At 58.5% G+C, this 16210-nt stretch carries 20 protein-coding genes; 13 read left to right on the top strand and 7 right to left on the bottom strand.

Going from position 1 to position 16210, the window contains the following annotated elements; all coding sequences use genetic code 11:
- Nucleotides 1-52 precede the first annotated feature (52 nt).
- Together KGB24_RS20200 and KGB24_RS20195 are read left to right on the top strand one after the other, a co-directional pair.
- Nucleotides 53-946 (top strand): sensor histidine kinase, encoded by an 894-nt coding sequence (locus KGB24_RS20200; RefSeq protein WP_008030303.1) that lies wholly within the window; start codon nt 53-55, stop codon nt 944-946.
- The gene (locus tag KGB24_RS20195; RefSeq protein WP_032828800.1) at nt 943-1602 is read left to right on the top strand and encodes a response regulator transcription factor; all 660 of its coding nucleotides are present in this window, start codon (nt 943-945) and stop codon (nt 1600-1602) included. The genes KGB24_RS20200 and KGB24_RS20195 overlap by 4 nt, the downstream gene beginning before the upstream one ends.
- On the opposite strand, the gene yegS is transcribed toward KGB24_RS20195, so the two are convergent.
- Nucleotides 1586-2503, bottom strand: coding sequence for a lipid kinase YegS (gene yegS, locus KGB24_RS20190; RefSeq protein ID WP_223415879.1), 918 nt, complete (start codon nt 2501-2503; stop codon nt 1586-1588). The genes KGB24_RS20195 and yegS overlap by 17 nt on opposite strands.
- Before the next feature lie 228 nt (nt 2504-2731).
- Between yegS and KGB24_RS20185 the strand changes: the two genes are divergently transcribed.
- Nucleotides 2732-3040, top strand: coding sequence for a hypothetical protein (locus tag KGB24_RS20185; RefSeq protein WP_223415851.1), 309 nt, complete (start codon nt 2732-2734; stop codon nt 3038-3040).
- Between the two features lie 66 nt (nt 3041-3106).
- Here the strand turns inward: KGB24_RS20185 and glp are convergent, their stop codons facing one another.
- Nucleotides 3107-4294: a gephyrin-like molybdotransferase Glp gene (gene glp / locus KGB24_RS20180; RefSeq protein WP_223415850.1), complete on the bottom strand. Its 1188-nt coding sequence runs from the start codon at nt 4292-4294 to the stop codon at nt 3107-3109.
- A 22-nt stretch (nt 4295-4316) separates the two neighbouring features.
- Nucleotides 4317-4856, bottom strand: coding sequence for a molybdenum cofactor biosynthesis protein B (moaB, locus tag KGB24_RS20175; protein ID WP_008030315.1), 540 nt, complete (start codon nt 4854-4856; stop codon nt 4317-4319).
- Between the two features lie 81 nt (nt 4857-4937).
- On the opposite strand from moaB, the gene mobA reads away from it, so the two are divergent.
- Nucleotides 4938-5540, top strand: a complete 603-nt coding sequence (gene mobA, locus KGB24_RS20170) for a molybdenum cofactor guanylyltransferase MobA (protein ID WP_223415849.1) — start codon at nt 4938-4940, stop codon at nt 5538-5540.
- 76 nt (nt 5541-5616) lie between these two features.
- Nucleotides 5617-5838: a YgdI/YgdR family lipoprotein gene (locus tag KGB24_RS20165; protein WP_008030318.1), complete on the top strand. Its 222-nt coding sequence runs from the start codon at nt 5617-5619 to the stop codon at nt 5836-5838.
- A gap of 70 nt (nt 5839-5908) precedes the next feature.
- Here KGB24_RS20165 and KGB24_RS20160 read toward each other — a convergent pair whose 3' ends face one another.
- The 3 genes from KGB24_RS20160 to KGB24_RS20150 all read right to left on the bottom strand — a co-directional run bounded on the left by KGB24_RS20160 (nt 5909) and on the right by KGB24_RS20150 (nt 7593).
- Nucleotides 5909-6799, bottom strand: a complete 891-nt coding sequence (locus KGB24_RS20160; protein ID WP_032828803.1) for a pseudouridine synthase — start codon at nt 6797-6799, stop codon at nt 5909-5911.
- Between the two features lie 71 nt (nt 6800-6870).
- Nucleotides 6871-7191 (bottom strand): hypothetical protein, encoded by a 321-nt coding sequence (locus KGB24_RS20155; RefSeq protein WP_008030323.1) that lies wholly within the window; start codon nt 7189-7191, stop codon nt 6871-6873.
- A 165-nt stretch (nt 7192-7356) separates the two neighbouring features.
- Entirely contained in the window at nt 7357-7593 is a 237-nt protein-coding gene (locus tag KGB24_RS20150; RefSeq protein WP_008030325.1) for a glutaredoxin family protein, read from the bottom strand.
- Nucleotides 7594-7803: 210 nt separating this feature from the next.
- Between KGB24_RS20150 and KGB24_RS20145 the strand changes: the two genes are divergently transcribed.
- Nucleotides 7804-9516 carry a cation:proton antiporter gene (locus KGB24_RS20145; RefSeq protein ID WP_223415848.1) on the top strand — a complete coding sequence of 571 codons (1713 nt, stop codon included), beginning with the start codon at nt 7804-7806 and terminating at the stop codon, nt 9514-9516.
- Between the two features lies 1 nt (nt 9517).
- Here the strand turns inward: KGB24_RS20145 and KGB24_RS20140 are convergent, their stop codons facing one another.
- Nucleotides 9518-10726, bottom strand: coding sequence for an ammonium transporter (locus KGB24_RS20140; protein WP_008030330.1), 1209 nt, complete (start codon nt 10724-10726; stop codon nt 9518-9520).
- Between the two features lie 305 nt (nt 10727-11031).
- Here KGB24_RS20140 and KGB24_RS20135 point away from each other — a divergent pair, with 305 nt between their 5' ends.
- The 7 genes from KGB24_RS20135 to KGB24_RS20105 all read left to right on the top strand — a co-directional run bounded on the left by KGB24_RS20135 (nt 11032) and on the right by KGB24_RS20105 (nt 16207).
- On the top strand, nt 11032-11346 hold the full coding sequence (locus KGB24_RS20135) for a YqjD family protein (protein ID WP_008030332.1): 315 nt from the start codon (nt 11032-11034) through the stop codon (nt 11344-11346).
- A 2-nt stretch (nt 11347-11348) separates the two neighbouring features.
- Entirely contained in the window at nt 11349-11738 is a 390-nt protein-coding gene (locus KGB24_RS20130) for a phage holin family protein (protein WP_223415847.1), read from the top strand.
- Nucleotides 11735-12076 carry a hypothetical protein gene (locus KGB24_RS20125; RefSeq protein WP_223415846.1) on the top strand — a complete coding sequence of 114 codons (342 nt, stop codon included), beginning with the start codon at nt 11735-11737 and terminating at the stop codon, nt 12074-12076. Before KGB24_RS20130 ends, KGB24_RS20125 begins: the two co-directional genes overlap by 4 nt.
- A 124-nt stretch (nt 12077-12200) precedes the next feature.
- On the top strand, nt 12201-13364 hold the full coding sequence (locus KGB24_RS20120; RefSeq protein ID WP_223415845.1) for an EAL domain-containing protein: 1164 nt from the start codon (nt 12201-12203) through the stop codon (nt 13362-13364).
- A gap of 69 nt (nt 13365-13433) precedes the next feature.
- Nucleotides 13434-14762 (top strand): deoxyguanosinetriphosphate triphosphohydrolase, encoded by a 1329-nt coding sequence (locus KGB24_RS20115; RefSeq protein WP_223415844.1) that lies wholly within the window; start codon nt 13434-13436, stop codon nt 14760-14762.
- Nucleotides 14763-14937: 175 nt separating this feature from the next.
- Nucleotides 14938-15330, top strand: coding sequence for a response regulator (locus KGB24_RS20110; RefSeq protein WP_223415843.1), 393 nt, complete (start codon nt 14938-14940; stop codon nt 15328-15330).
- A gap of 250 nt (nt 15331-15580) precedes the next feature.
- Entirely contained in the window at nt 15581-16207 is a 627-nt protein-coding gene (locus KGB24_RS20105; RefSeq protein WP_008030344.1) for a response regulator transcription factor, read from the top strand.
- Nucleotides 16208-16210: the final 3 nt, after the last annotated feature.

Raw genomic sequence — 16210 nt, 5'->3', positions numbered from 1 at the left:
CAGTCCATTAGACCGGTCTGCCCGCAGCGAACATCCATTGGCTCCATCCGTTATGTACGCCAGCCTCAAGTCAATCACCATGTGGCCCCCCTCCCGAGTAAACGCGCGTCGGTTCACGCTTTTGTTGTGTACCTGCTCGGCGCTCGGCAGCCTGCTGATCTATGGCCTGTCCACACGCCTGCCGCTAAGTCTGCTGCTGCTCAATATTGCAGCGCTGACGTGCGTCTGGGTGCAGCATCGCCTGTCGCGCAAGTCGATAAAGTTCGAGCCTCAAGAGCTCGCCGACCGTTTATTGAAGGTTCAGGAGAACGAACGCCATCGACTCAGTCGTGAACTGCATGACGATATTGGCCAGTTATTGACCGCGGCAAAACTTCAAAGTGATTGGCTCAGACGCCGAATGCCCGAAGAACTGCAAGAGCAATGCGCGGCGCTCTGCGACACGCTGGAAGAAACCCTGACCAAAGTGCGTGACGTATCGGCCATCCTCAACCCCAGACAGTTGACCAGCCTGGGGCTGGAAGCCAGCCTGCGAGCGCATTTGCTCAAGACACTGGGCAATACGACGGTGAACTGGAGCCTGGAATGCCATTCACGCTTGACCGGCATCCCCGAAGAAATGGCAGTGGCCGCCTTTCGAATCACCCAGGAAGCGGTGACCAACATACTGCGCCACGCCGAGGCGAAAAATCTGTTGGTCCGCCTGCAACGCCAGCCTCAAGGCTTGACGCTGTTGATCAGCGACGACGGCCTGGGTTTCGCGCCGGCGACGGATCCGGGTCGTGAGGGGCAGCGCGGAATGGCCGGAATGTCGGAACGTATCGATCAACTGGGCGGTACATTGACCGTCACCAGCGAACCGGGCAAAGGTACTCAAATCGAAGCTCTCTTCCCCTGGGCGCCACGTGCGCTCGAACGGGCCAGTACGAATAAGGTTATGCGTTGACTTGTAACTTACTTCTGGTGGATGACCACTCGCTTATCAGGGCTGGCGTGCGCGCTCTGGTGCTGGATATTCCCGGCTACGCCGTCATCGGCGAGGCCAATGACGGCTCGCAGCTGCTCGAAATGGTCGAGCATCTGTCCCCGGACATCGTGCTGCTGGATATTTCCATGAAGGAAACCGGTGGCCTTGAAGCCTTGCAGCGCCTCAAGCGCGTGCGCCCGCAAAGCAAGGTGCTGATTCTGTCGATGCACACCGACCCGGCGCTCATCATGCAAGCTCTGGAATCCGGCGCCCACGGTTACCTGCTCAAAGACACCACGGCCACCGAACTCGAACATGCCCTGGAAGCCCTGCGCAACAACGAGCGCTACCTGAGCCCGGCCATCGCCCATACGGTCATCAACCAGGCGCTGACCCGTAATCAGAAACATCAGCCGGAACCCGCGGACTCGCACAACCTGACGGCACGTCAGCTGGAAATCCTGCGGCTGATTGTTCGCGGAAAATCCACCCGGGAAATCGCCAATGGCCTGGGTTTGAGTATCAAGACGGTCGAAACCCACCGCTCGCAAATCATGAAGCGCTTGCAGATTTACGACGTGGCAGGCCTGGTGCTGTTCGCCGTGCGCGAGCAGATCATCAGTCTGGACGATTGATCATTGCCGGAACGCTCAGCAGCGGCGAGTCCTCGGGCAAATGTACCCGCAGTGCTGCCGGGCGCGCCGAGAAACGCAAGCTGTCGCCTTCCAGTGGTTCACCATCGAGATTGATGTAAAGACCTTCCGAGACCTTGATCTCGACCCATGGCAGACGGGCGCGCACAAACATGCTGTCGATACCGAAGCCGTCGGCGAGCAAGCTTTTCAACGTACCCACCACTTCCTGCGGTGCAGGCAGAATACTGATATCCAGCAGACCGTCATCCGCCAGCGCCTGTGGGCACAGCACGTGACCACCGCCCGCCTGACGGCCATTGCCGATGCCCAGTGCCAGCAGCTCGCCACTCCACTGAAAATCCGGGCCGTGCAGCTCGCCATAGGCCGCATGCAACTCGCTGAAACGTGACAACCCCGTGAACAGGTAGGCAGCACCTCCGAGCACTTTCTTCAATTCCTCTGAGGTATTGGCCGTGACCTGACTGCCGAAGCCGCCCGTGGCCATATTCAGAAACACCTGCCCACCGACCTCCCCCAGGTCGATGGCACACGGTTCAGTTTCCAGAAGATTCAAGGCTTGGGCGGGCTCCAGAGGCACACCGGCAGCGCGCGCGAAATCATTGGCGGTTCCCAACGGCATCAACACCAGGCTGGCCTGCGTCGACTGCGCAGCCATGGCCTCGGCAATATCTCGCAACGTTCCGTCACCGCCCCCTGCGATGATCTGCCTGTAGCCCGCCGCCAGCGCCTCATCCACCAGGCGCCGTGCGTCGCCGGCCTCCCAGGTCAATCGAACAGCCAACTCCCAACCTTGTGCGCGCTTGCCCTCGACCGCCGCACGAACCTCCTCGTTGAGCGCCTGCTTGCCATGCAGAATCAACAGTGCCTTGCGTTCGCTCATTGTGATCACCCCCATGTTTGCATTCCGTATGGGAGATGTTGACCGCGATGCGCACCATAAAAATCGCAGGAAACTGAATTATTTCAAGGAGTCCGGGATTGAGGTCCTACAAGGCGGGATTTTTTCTTACAAAACCTGAGGAATCGGCTCAATTGACCCACCCCTTTGATTGGTACACCTTGGTGGCTGCGGTTTATCAGTCATCAGCAGGAATTACAGGGACGTACCATGCAAAGCAATGACATCAGGTTACCGGGCATTCCGGTTGCACCACTCGCGGAAAGACGGGCCAAACAGCAAGCCGAATTCAATAAAAGTGCAAAATCCACAGGAGAAGCCGAAATGGAACCTCGCGTCGTCGAACTGGAAACTCACCTCGAATACATCCGAAGAGACATGGATGAAGTCCGCAATGACGTGAAATCGATCAAACACCGGCTTGCCTATTCCGCCGGTGGCACAGCCGTGGTGCTCGGCCTTCTGGGCTGGATCGCCAACAGTCGTTTCGACCAGGTCGTGGCACTCATCGCACATTAGGTGTCAGCCATCAACGCAAAACCCGGTTCGATCAACCGGGTTTGCGTGGCCAGCGTGAGGCAGGTATCAGCCCAGAACTTCGCTCAGCGGGATGAAAGACACACTGTCACCTTCGATCAGCGTGCGATCCTCCAGCACTTCAACCAGACCATCGGCCCAGGCTGCGCTGCGCAGTACACCTGAACTCTGATTTTTGTAGATGATCGCCCGGCCGTTTTCCAGACGTCCACGCAAGTACTCGCGTCGACTGCCGGCTTTGGGCCAGTTAAACCCTGCCGGCACCTGAAATTTCAGCGGCTCAACCACTTTTACGCCTTGGCGGCGCAATAGATAGGGCCTTGCCAACAAGGCAAAGGTCACCAGGGTCGACGCCGGGTTACCAGGTAAACCAATGACAGGAACCCCACGGAAATGTCCGAAGGTCAGCGGTTTGCCCGGTTTGATAGCGAGTTTCCACAATGTCAGCTCGCCCTCCTCCCGTAAGGCAATGCCCAGAAAATCCGCCTCACCCACCGATACGCCACCGGTCGAGAGGATCAGATCGACGCTTGCCAAACTGGCAAGACGGGCACGAGTGGTCTCGAGGTCATCTGGAAGAATACCGGCGTCGATCACCTCACAACCCAATCGCTGCAACCAGCTGCAGAGCAACACACGATTGCTGTTGTAGATCTGGCCAGGTCCCAGCGGCTTACCCGGTTCAACCAATTCATCACCGGTGGACAAAACGGCGACGCGAACTTTGCGAATCACCTCCAGCTCTGCGCATCCCAGTGAAGCAGCCAGGCCCTGCTCAATTGGCCCAAGCCGCGTGCCGGCTGGCAGAATCAGTTCACCGACGGTAGTTTCCTGGCCTTGTGGCCGGATGTTTTGTCCTGGCGCCAGGGCTTCGGTGAAACGGACTCGTTCGTCCGCCTGGATTTCGGCGTTTTCCTGCATCTCGACGCAGTCGGCCCCAGCAGGAACCGGCGCACCGGTGAAGATTCGCGCACAGGTGCCGGGCGTCAAAGGCGGCGGAGCGTTGCCTGCAAAAATCTTCTGGCTGACCACCAACGGCTCTCCCGTCCAGTCGGCCGCGCGCAACGCATAACCATCCATTGCACTGTTGGGCCACGGAGGAAGATCAAGCGTCGAGATCAGGTCATCGGCCAGAACACGCCCCTCAACCTGCGCCAGGGGCAGGCGCTCACGCTCACGAATCGGCGTGGTTTCAGCCATTTCCAGCAAGCGCGCCAATGCGACTTCGACAGCCATCAGGCTGCCTGTCTTGCCTGGCTTACCCACGGGATTCACAGGGCTGCGCCTGTTTCAGATGAGGCACGAAATTGCATGGGCGGTGCCGCGAATCCAGTTGCTCAGCGAGAATACCGTCCCAACCGGTTCGCACAGCGTTGGTCGAGCCGGGCAAGCAGCAGACCAGCGTGCCATTGGCCAAACCGGCCAAGGCGCGGGACTGAACAGTGGAGGAGCCAATATCCGCCACCGATATCTGCCGGAAAAGCTCGCCAAATCCATCGACCTGCTTGTCCAGCAGGCAGCTCACCGCTTCGGGCGTGCTGTCGCGCCCGGTGAATCCCGTACCACCCGTGATCAGGACAACCTGCACCACATCATCGGCAATCCAGTTGGCGACTTGCGCGCGGATTTTGTAGAGGTCATCTTTGAGCAGAACCCGAGAGGCCAGGTTATGGCCAGCAGCGATCAAGCGGTCAACGAAGACCTGGCCTGACGTGTCGGTTTCCAGAGTACGGGTATCGCTGACAGTCAGCACCGCGATGTTGAGCGGTGCGAAAGGTACATCAGCCTTGGCTTTCATAGGCTCGTCCAGTTGTAGGAGAAACAGCCCGGTGTTATATCACAGCGCCTCCTTTTTTCGCCGCCCCCATGGAGACCTGCCATGACCTTGAATACACATTTGCCACCCTGTTCCATTCTGCTCCTGGCAGGGGGGCGCGGCCAACGCATGGGCGGCCAGGACAAAGGGCTGATCGAGTGGCACGGCGAGCCACTGATCGCGCATTTGCATCGCAAGACCCGTCCGTTGAGCGATGACCTGATCATCTCCTGCAACAGGAATCTGGAAAAGTATGCGCCCTACGCCGACCAGTTGGTCCATGACGACGAAGGCGATTTCCCCGGTCCGTTGGCTGGCATGCGTGCAGGCCTGAAGGCCGCTCGTCATGCGCATCTGCTGGTATTGCCTTGTGACGTACCGCGCATCGATGCCGCGCTGCTCCACAGCATGCGCGAAACCGCCAGCGAGCATCCGGACAAACCGCTGATGCTGCGCCATGACGGACACTGGGAACCCTTGTTGTGCATCATTCCGGTTGCCCTGCGAGAAGCGTTCGAAAGTGCCTGGAATGACGGCGAACGCAGCCCGGGGCGCCTCATGCGCAAACTGGGCGCCACGGCGTTGCAGTGCCCCGACAACGATCCTCGCCTGGCCAACCTCAATACACCGGAACTGTTAAGTGCCCACAACACTGTGTCAGACTGACCCGAGAATGAACTTGCGCGTGTCGCGAACGTCTCAAGCTCAGTTACTAAAAGAATTCATATTCGGAGACACACACATGACTCAACGGACCCTCGCCGCTTTCATGCTCGCACTCGGCCTCGCTACCCTTGCCGGTTGCGCATCGCCTGCAGTGATCACCTTGAATGACGGTCGCGAAATCCAGGCTGTCGACTCGCCAAAATACGATAAGGAATCGGGTTTCTACGAATTTGAACAGTTGGACGGCAAACAAACCCGCGTCAACAAGGATCAAGTTCGTACCGTCAAAGAGCTGTAATCTTTGCGGCACCAACCGGATACAGAAAAGCCCGCTTTATGCGGGCTTCTTCATGGCTGAAAAACAGCCATCACCATTGCAGGGTGATAGCGCTTTCAAAGTCTCTTTCCTCACCCGTGACCGGGTCCACAAACCGAAGCCCTTGTGCGAGCAACTTCAACGGATTGGCATAGTCGTCTTCGACATCCTTGAGCACTTGCGGATAGAACGGGTCATTGCAGATGCTGGCCCCCAAAGCCGTCATGTGCACCCGCAACTGATGTTTCTTGCCTGTCACCGGGTAAAGCGCATATCGCCAGAGATCGCCGTTCTTCTCCCTGACCTCGACGGCCGTCTCGGTATTGCTGGCGCCCGGCCCCTCTTGCATGCGAAAGAAAGGCTCGCCATCAACGAGCCGACTCTTGTGGACCAAGGGAAAGGTCAGTTCCGGCAATGCCCTGGCAATAGCCTCGTAGCGTTTTTCGATCTGCCGCGTTGGAAACAACGACTGATACGCGGAACGGCTCTGAGGATTGGCTGAAAACAGCACCAGCCCCGCCGTATGCCGATCAATGCGATGCAACGGCACCAGGTGCGGGTTATCCAGCCGACGGATCAACCGTCGTAGCAGCGTCTGCTCGACATATTCACCCGCTGGCGTCACAGGCAGGAAGTGCGGCTTGTCAGCCACCACCAGGTGCTCGTCCGCGTACAGAATCGACTCGACCACAGGGATCGGCTTTTCGTCCGGCACTTCCCGAAAGTAGTGAATCCGCAGGCCTTCCTTGTAAGGAAGATCAAGGGCGATTGGCGCACCGTGCCCGTCGAGGACGCGACCACGGGCGATTCGGTCCAGCCATTGCTCGCGACCGATGGCACTGAAGTGCTCGCACAGGCATTCAAGTACGGTCTGCCACGGGCCAGGCGGCAAGTAGAGCGTACTGGCCTGGCTGTGCGCAGCAGAAAAAGATGAAGTGGACATACGGAAGCTCTGACCCTCAATGCAGGACGGCATTATCCAACAGAGGCCGGACCGAACCTAGCAGAGAATCCTCAGGCCGGAATCGACTGCGTGCGCGCCGCCGCTTCAGTGAACTCCTTGAGCCAGCGCAACACATCGACCGCTTCCCAGCGACCCGGATCGTAAAGTGCGTACAACAAGCCCTGGTAGCCCACGACGTCCAGCTGCCGGTGATAACCCGCGCGCTGGAACAATGCTTCGATTTCAGCGAAACAGGTATTGAAATGCAGCTTGTTGAACGGCGTTTTTCCTTCCGTGACCAGGCCATCCAGACGCAACTCGTGGACGGCCTCACGCACCACGTCCACCGACATCCGGTTCACGCTGTTCTTCAACTGTTCGACATTGACCAAGATTCATCCCCCTGACTTCCGGGATCGCCTGCCTGAATCCGCAATCAAGAGAACACGGCAGGTGATCGGAATAACTGTATGCACATACAGTAACCGAATAACCTGCATTTCGCCAATGACCGAAACGAGAACAGCGACAGATGGGAATCGAGAAAAATGTCGAGGTCAGCGCAGGAACGCCACGACCTGGTCGGCACTGAATGGCCAACCCAGCTCAGCGCCGGTATCGACTCGCCGTAACACCGGAATGCGCAAACTGTAAGCTTCGAACCATGATTCGTTCTCTGCGATATCCACCAGCTCGACCAGCAGACCGCGCTCGACAAATTCCATCAGCATGGCTTCGGCCACTTCACAAAGATGGCACCCAAGGGTGCCGAAAAGCTGACATTCAGGAGGCATGAGCACAGAACCCGGTAAAGTGAGCGTTTATTCTAGGCCCGCTAAAAGAAGCAGTCGAGCCAATGACTCAGGCGCCTTGGCAACGACGCATTTCCAAAGTTTTCGGCAACTCCCTGACTCAAATCACTCAAGCGCAATGTCACTTGCGCGATGCTCGCGGCTTTTTTTGCCTCTACGCTTGAGTAACTCGCACCTTGACCGGAGTTTTTTGTGTTCGCCAACCTGTTGATCATCCTCGCCTCCTCTCTGGTGGTTATTGCACTTTTCCAGCGCCTGCGCCTGCCACCGGTGCTGGGCTATTTGTGCGTGGGGTTGATGATCGGACCGACCGCGTTCAACTGGGTCAATGAAAGCGAGGAGTTGCCCGACCTCGCCGAGCTGGGCGTGGTGTTCCTGCTGTTCTCCCTCGGGCTGGAGTTTTCCCTGACGAAAATGCTCGCGTTGCGCCACGTGGTGTTTCGGCTGGGCGGCCTGCAAGTACTGGTCACCGCGACACTGCTTGGGGGGGTGCTGATGTTGCTCGGCATGTCGGTAACCCCTGCGCTGCTGCTCGGTGCCGGTCTGTCGCTGTCGTCCACCGCCATTGTCAGCAAGGAGCTGAGCAGTCTCGGCGAGATTTTCAGCAGCCACGGCCAGAACGCCATTGCGGTGCTGCTGTTCCAGGACGTCGTGGCGGTGTTGCTGCTGACCCTGGTGCCGGTGTTCGCCGGGAACAGCGATCAGGCTTGGTACTGGGCGTTACCTGTGACGCTCGGCAAGACTGTTGTACTGTTCGTCGGGCTGTTGCTGACCAGTCGCTGGTTGCTGCCGCGGCTGTTCCATGAAGTGGCGGCGGCCCGCTCCGCCGAGCTGTTTGTGCTGCTGGCGCTGGTCATTGTGCTGCTGACCGCCTGGCTGACTCACCTGCTCGGTCTCTCCCCTGCCCTGGGGGCGTTTCTCGCCGGCATGCTGCTGGGGGAAAGTCATTACCGCCATCAAATCGAGGCCGATATCCGTCCGTTCCGCGACATTCTGCTCGGGGTGTTTTTCGTCAGCATCGGCATGTTGATCGACCTGCAGTTGTTCGCCAGCCACAGCCTGCTGATCCTCGGTCTGACCCTCGGTTTGCTGCTGATCAAAGGCTGCGTGGTCGCGCTGCTGGTCAAATGGCGCGGCAGCGATGTCGAAACCGCCTGGCGCAGCGGCCTGGCTTTGGCCCAAGGCGGCGAGTTCTGCTTCGCGTTGATGGCCCTGATGCAACAAAACAAAATGATGCCCGCCGACCTCGGCGGACTGCTGCTGGCCGCGACCTTCTGCTCGATGCTGCTGACGCCACTGTTGCTGCGTTCCGCGCCCCGCATCGCAACGCGTCTGCACCGCAAGCCCAACGAAGAAGCCAAACTCGACGAAATAAGCGCGCTTAACGCCGGATTGCACAGCCATGTGGTGATCTGTGGCTACGGTCGCGTCGGTCAGTCGATCGGGCGAGCGCTGCGCAATGCGCTGCAGCCCTATATCGCGCTGGACACCGATCCGGTGCGTGTCCAGGAAGCCGCCGTGGGTGAAACCTGTGTGCACTATGGCGACTCACGACGCGGTGAACTGCTGCTGGCGGTAGGACTGGCGCGTGCCAGGCTGCTGGTGATTGCCGTGGACCAGGCCGATATCGCGTTACTGATTCTCCAGGAGGCGCGCCGATTAAATTCGACCGTTCCGATCCTGGTACGCACTCGGGACGACAGCCAACTGGCCGAGTTGAAAGCAGCCGGCGCCAGCGAAGTCGTGCCCGAATTACTGGAGTCGAGCCTGATGCTCGCCTCCCACGCGTTGATCATGCTGGGTATACCCGCGCATCAGGTCCAAGAGCGGGCCGACCAGATACGGCATGACCGCTATCGCCTGCTGCACGGTTTTTATCCCGGTGCCGACGATGAAGAAACCTGACTCAGTCCTGGCTCACGGCGCCGATCTTGTGCACCGACAGGTCCGCGCCGTAATACTCTTCTTCCTGACTCAGGCGCAGGCCATGGAACGCCTTGATCACGCCATACACGGTGAAGCCGCCGGCCAGCGCCACGACCACCCCGAGGGAGGTTCCGATCAACTGACTGATCAGGCTCACCCCACCCAGGCCACCCAGTGCGCTCTGACCGAAAATGCCACAGGCGATCCCGCCCCAGACACCGCACAGACCGTGCAACGGCCAGACACCCAATACGTCATCGATGTGCCATTTGCCTTGCGCAGCGGTAAAGCACCAGACAAACAACGCCCCGGCGATTGCGCCAGTCACCAGCGCGCCGACCGGGTGCATCAGATCGGAACCGGCGCAGATCGCCACCAGCCCGGCCAACGGGCCGTTATGCAGAAAGCCCGGGTCATTGCGCCCGACGATCAGCGCCGCCACGGTGCCGCCCACCATGGCCATCAGCGAGTTCACCGCGACCAACCCGCTGACGCCCTGCAAGGTTTGCGCACTCATCACGTTAAAACCGAACCAGCCCACGATGAGAATCCACGAGCCCAGGGCCAGGAAGGGAATGCTCGACGGTGCGAACGCCACCAGGCGTCCCTCGCGATAGCGACCTTGCCTCGGCCCGAGCAACAACACCGCCGCCAATGCCAGCCAGCCGCCCATGGCATGGACCACCACCGAACCGGCGAAATCATGGAAACTGGCACCAAAGCGCGCCAGCAACCAGGCCTGCAAGCCGAAGTTGCCGTTCCAGATCATGCCCTCGAAAAAGGGATAGATGAACGCCACGATCAACGCCGTCGCACACAACTGCGGAACGAACCGGGCGCGCTCGGCGATGCCGCCGGAAATGATTGCCGGTATGGCTGCGGCGAACGTCAGCAGAAAGAAAAATTTCACCAGGCCATAGCCATGATCGGCATTGATCACCGCCGCCGGTTGCATGAAGGTGACCCCGTAGGAAATCCAATAGCCTATAAAGAAGTAGGCAAGGGTCGAAATGGCGAAGTCGCTGAGGATCTTCGACAAGGCGTTGACCTGGTTCTTCTGTCGAACCGTGCCGACTTCGAGAAAGGCAAAACCGGCGTGCATGGCCAAGACCATGACTGCACCGATCAGAATGAACAACGTGTTGGAGCTATGGACCAGACTGTCCACAGCGCTTTGCAGATTTTCCATGGAGTTGGCAGACCTGAAGGCTAAAAAAGCACCAAAGCAGTTCGCGCAGACAATTCATGCACCAAGTTGCAACTTCGCCGGATCAGTCTATTGATCCCGATGAGTCACTTTGGCGCACAAGGTTGGAACCTTTGCGCGAGGTTTCATTATTTGAGATAAGGTTTTGCTCGATTCTTGCCCAGCAACAGCGCAAACATGCGGGCTGACGCACCACGACATAGCAAAAGTTGTACCAGTCATTTGTACTGAACCTTCGCGCAAGGCTCATACTCGAACGCAACAGAAGCCACTTACGGAGATCACCAATGGCCAGCATCAAGGCAAAGACTGCTCAAGAAATCCTGATGAACGACTTTCAGACTCTGGTCAGCGACACCGAGCGGTTGCTGGAACACACCGCCACATTGGCCGGTGATCAGGCGGATGAGTTGCGCGAACAGATCCACGACAGCCTGCTGCGTGCACGCGAAACCTTGAAACTGACTGAAGACTCCCTGCGCGAACGCGGCAAGGCCGCCGTCACCGCCACTGAAGACTATGTTCAGGCCAACCCATGGCAATCGGTCGGGATCGCGGCCGGCGTGGGTTTCCTGATCGGTCTGCTGGCAACACGGCGCTGATTATGGCGATCGGTGAATCCGGCTCGTCCGAGACGGGCCCAAGCTCCTCATCGCGGCGCCTGGGTGCCGCTTTCCTTGGACTGCTGCACAGCCATGTCGAACTGTTCGGCATCGAATTGCAGGAACAAAAAGCCCGCACCGTCAGCCTGCTGCTGTTCGCAGGCCTGGCGCTGGTGTTTGCCTTGCTGTTGCTGGTGGGGTTGTCGACGCTGGTGTTGATCCTGTTTTGGGACACCTATCGCCTGCCCGCCATCATCGGGCTCTGCGTGTTCTACACCCTCGCGGCCATTTTCTGCGCGATGCGCTTAAGAGCAGCGATTTTCGATGAATCCTCGCCCTTCAATGGCACCCTGGAAGAACTGGCCAACGATCGGGAGCGCCTGCTGCCATGAGCCTGCCTGAACTGCCTCACAACAGCTCGCGCACGGAAATGCGCAAGGCGCTGATCCGTCTGCGCATGGAAATGCATCGTCAGGAAATCCGTCACGAATCCGCGCAACTGCTGCAACCCTTGCAACGTGTGCGCGGGATGACACAAAACCTGCAAGACGGCTTCGGCATCAAGCACGCCCCGCTCTGGGGCGTAGCCGTCGTGACCCTGCTGGGCTTTTTGACCGGCAAGGGCGCCAAAAGCGGTGGCGTCAGCAGCCTGACCCGACTGGTTCGGCTAGGCACCACGCTGGGGCCGCTGATCAAGCTGATCCTGCAAGGCAACTCGCCCAAACACTGAAGCCACTAGCTGGCTGCATTCTTGCAACATCACCGGGATGAACCTCTTTATCGAGGGGTTCAAACCTGCGCGCCTACCCGGCATCAGGTTCAATCCAAAAACAAGACCTTACTAAGGAGGCCTCGTGATCGACGGGCAACCGCTCGCCTGCTTTCAGCCGTTCATCGATACCGCCACCGGCCGTATCGCCGGCGTCGAAGCACTGGGCCGACTGCGTCAGGCCGACGGTCAATTGGCCTCGGTGGGTCCACTGTTCGCCGACCCGAGAACACCCGCCATCGCCCTGCGTCGCCTGGACCGCCAGATCCGCGATAACGCCCTGAGCCGTTTGCATGAAGCGCCCCCGGAGTGGTTTCTCAGCCTGAACATGTCACCGCGCTGGATCAGTCGCTTGCGTCCAGAGCAGGCACTGCCGAGCCTCAAGCAATTGAGCCGGCACGGCGTCGACCCGCAGCGAATCGTGTTCGAGATCACCGAACTGGGCGGCGACATCCAGCGTCTGGCCGACGTGGTGGCGCGATACCGACACGCCGGTGCGCGAATCGCCATCGATGATTTCGGTGCCGGTTACTCACAGCTCGATCGCGTGCTGGCCCTGCAACCGGACATTCTCAAGCTCGACATGCGACTGTTCCAGGCCGCGGCGTTGGGCGGCCCCAGCAGCGACGTGGTCAAGGCCCTGGCGCAAATGGCGGAGAAAACCGGCTGCTGGATCATTGCCGAAGGGGTGGAAACCGATGCTCAACTGAATTTTGCCCTGGAGTGCGGATCGCGCTATGTGCAGGGTTTTCTGTTCGCCCGCGCACAAGCAGACTTCTTCGCCACCGACGCCTTCGTCGAGCGCTTCGCCCAGCTGCGTCAGCGCTACGTACAGCAGAAACTGGCTGAGCGCGGTCGCCTGATGATCATGCGCCAGCAACTTTGCGAGCTGATGGCGATTCTGCAAGCCTGGGCCCAGGCCCGCGCGCCGCTGAGCGCATTGCCACAATTGGACGCCTTTCCCTGGCTCTTGCGTTTCTATCAATGCGACCGCCACGGCACCCAACTGACGCCCAACCTCGAATGGCGCAACAGCAGCTGGGAAGCCGACGATCGCTACCTGGGCCATAACTGGTCATGGCGTCCGTACTTTTATCATTTGCTGGCGGAGGGTTGGGATGAGCGCCGACTGACGCTTTCCAACACTTACCGCGACGCCACCAGCAACCAGTACTGCCTCACCGCCGGGCAATTTTTCGCCAACGGCGAGCGACTGCTGCTCATCGATATCGACGCCGCGGGTCTGTAGTTCCGCTTGCAGGTCCTGACGCGAACCGGGAAGCTAAAGGCATCAGTCACCTGACGGAGAGAATCAGCCTTGGATTGGCAAACCCTGCTTACCCGCGAACGCCTCGGAAAGCCGTTGCACAGCCCGGAAGAACTCGGCCGCAGCCCTTTCCACAAAGACCACGACCGCATCATTTTCTCGGGAGCGTTTCGCCGCCTCGGACGCAAGACCCAGGTGCATCCGGTCACCAGCAACGATCACATCCACACGCGCCTGACCCATTCGCTGGAAGTCAGTTGCGTCGGCCGCTCGCTGGGCATGCGTGTCGGTGAAACCATCCGCAGCGCCCTGCCCGACTGGTGCGAACCCAGTGACCTGGGCATGGTGGTGCAATCCGCTTGCCTGGCCCACGACATCGGCAACCCGCCCTTCGGCCACTCCGGCGAAGACGCGATCCGTCACTGGTTCCAACAGGCTGCCGGCCGCGGCTGGCTGGATGCAATGAGCGAAGCCGAACGCAATGACTTCCTCAACTTCGAAGGCAACGCCCAGGGTTTCCGGGTGCTCACGCAGCTTGAGTACCATCAGTTCGATGGCGGTACCCGGCTGACCTACGCCACGCTGGGCACTTACCTGAAATACCCATGGACGGCCATGCACGCCGATTCGCTGGGTTACAAAAAGCACAAATTCGGCTGCTATCAGAGTGAGCTGCCGCTGCTGGAGCAGATCGCTCATAAACTCGGCCTGCCGCAGCTCGAAGAGCAGCGCTGGGCCCGCCATCCGCTGGTCTATCTGATGGAGGCCGCCGATGACATCTGCTACGCGCTGATCGATCTGGAAGACGGTCTGGAAATGGAGTTGCTGGAGTACGCCGAAGTCGAGTCCCTGTTGCTGGACCTGGTCGGCGACGATCTGCCGGAAACCTATCGCCTGCTCGGCCCGCGTGACTCGCGCCGACGCAAACTGGCGATCCTGCGCGGCAAAGCCATCGAACACCTGACCAACGCCGCCGCCCGCGCTTTTGTCGAGCAACAGGATGCATTGCTGGCCGGTACACTGCCCTGTGATCTGGTGGAGCACATGCACGGTCCGGCCAAGCGTTGCGTACTGAATGCCAAGGACATGGCGCGCAAGAAAATCTTTCAGGACAAGCGCAAGACCCTGCACGAAATCGGTGCCTATACCACGCTGGAAATTCTTCTCAATGCCTTCTGCGGCGCAGCGCTGGAACAGCACAACGGTCGGACGCCTTCGTTCAAGAGCCGTCGCATCCTCGATTTGCTGGGTAACAACGCGCCAGACCCTCACGGGCCATTGCACACGTCGTTCCTGCGCATGATTGACTTCATCGCCGGCATGACCGACAGCTATGCCAGCGAAATGGCCCTGGAGATGACCGGTCGTTCGAGCCACTGATGAGAGAAGGCAGATCAGCCATTACGCCGCCTGAAATGGCTGATCAGCCTCCCAACGCCCAAGTGCACTCAACGTTCGCTGAATCGCCCTACACCTCACGTCGAGCAAGCTGATCGATTACTCGGAATACTCGCGAAATAATCACGCGCCCCAGAGACGAAGCGTGAATAACTCCATGTTCAAAGACGACCTGCGCATCCTGCTGGTGGAAGATCATCCCTTTCAACTCAGGGCAACTCAGTACCTGCTTGAAAGTTACGGCTTCACTCAACTGACCACCACCGACAGTGCCAAAGGCGCGTTGCAGCAAATGTTCAGGGCTGTGCAACCGTTCGATCTTCTATTGTGCGATCAATGTTTGCCCGACCTTCCCGGACTTGATCTTGTCCAGTTCGCCAGCCAGCGAGGAATGATCAGGCAGGCCATACTGTTAAGCAGCTTGAGTTGTACAGAACTTGATGAACTTGAGAAAACAGCCAACGAACACGAGATCCCCTTACTTGGCTATTTGATCAAACCCTTGAAACAATCCGAATTCAGAAACTTATTGACCTTGGCCTTATTATGAAAACAGCACAACTGCGATAACTGTTTATCAATACACAACTTGAAAACAACAAACAAAAACCTCCAACAGACTGACTGATCACACGCAACTTCCAGCCACCCTCATTAAAAACCTAGTTGATTCGTAGCCCCTTTCCTATTCGCTTGTAGGATTATTCCTATATTGCTGCTTGAGGTCCGTCAGTTCATGCGTCCCCTCAACTATCTGAGCTAAGGTGCGCGCTTTATTAGAGCTCGTATGGGATTTGATTATGAACTCCGTTTTTATTGTCGACGATCACCCTGTCATCCGTCTCGCCGTCCGAATGTTGCTGGAGCACGAAGGCTACAAAGTCGTCGGCGAAACCGACAATGGGGTCGATGCCATGCAGATGGTTCGCGAATGCATGCCCGACCTGGTCATTCTCGATATCAGCATTCCGAAACTGGATGGCCTCGAAGTTCTCGCCCGCTTCAACGCAATGAGTACCCCCCTGAAAACACTGGTATTAACTGCACAGTGCCCGACACTTTTCGGTATTCGCTGCATGCAGTCCGGTGCTTCAGGTTATGTATGCAAACAGGAAGACCTGAGTGAACTGGTGAGTGCTATCAAAGCAGTATTGTCCGGTTACAACTACTTCCCGAGCCAGGCCCTGAATCCTGTTCGCGGCGATGAGGTGCGCTGTGCAGAACTGGAACTGTTCAAGTCAGTCAACGACCGAGAGCTGATGGTGTTGCAACTTTTTGCCCAGGGCCGCACCAACAAGGAAATTGCCAAAGGCATGTTTCTCAGCAACAAGACTGTGAGCACCTACAAAAAAAGACTCATGCAAAAACTCAGAGCCAAATCCCTGGTTGAACTCATCGAGATGGCAAAACGTAACGCATTGGTGTGAGAC

The organism is Pseudomonas sp. BF-RE-25 (genome assembly GCF_019956105.1).
GTDB classification, from domain to species: domain Bacteria; phylum Pseudomonadota; class Gammaproteobacteria; order Pseudomonadales; family Pseudomonadaceae; genus Aquipseudomonas; species Aquipseudomonas migulae.
This window is presented reverse-complemented; position numbering and strand designations above follow the sequence as displayed.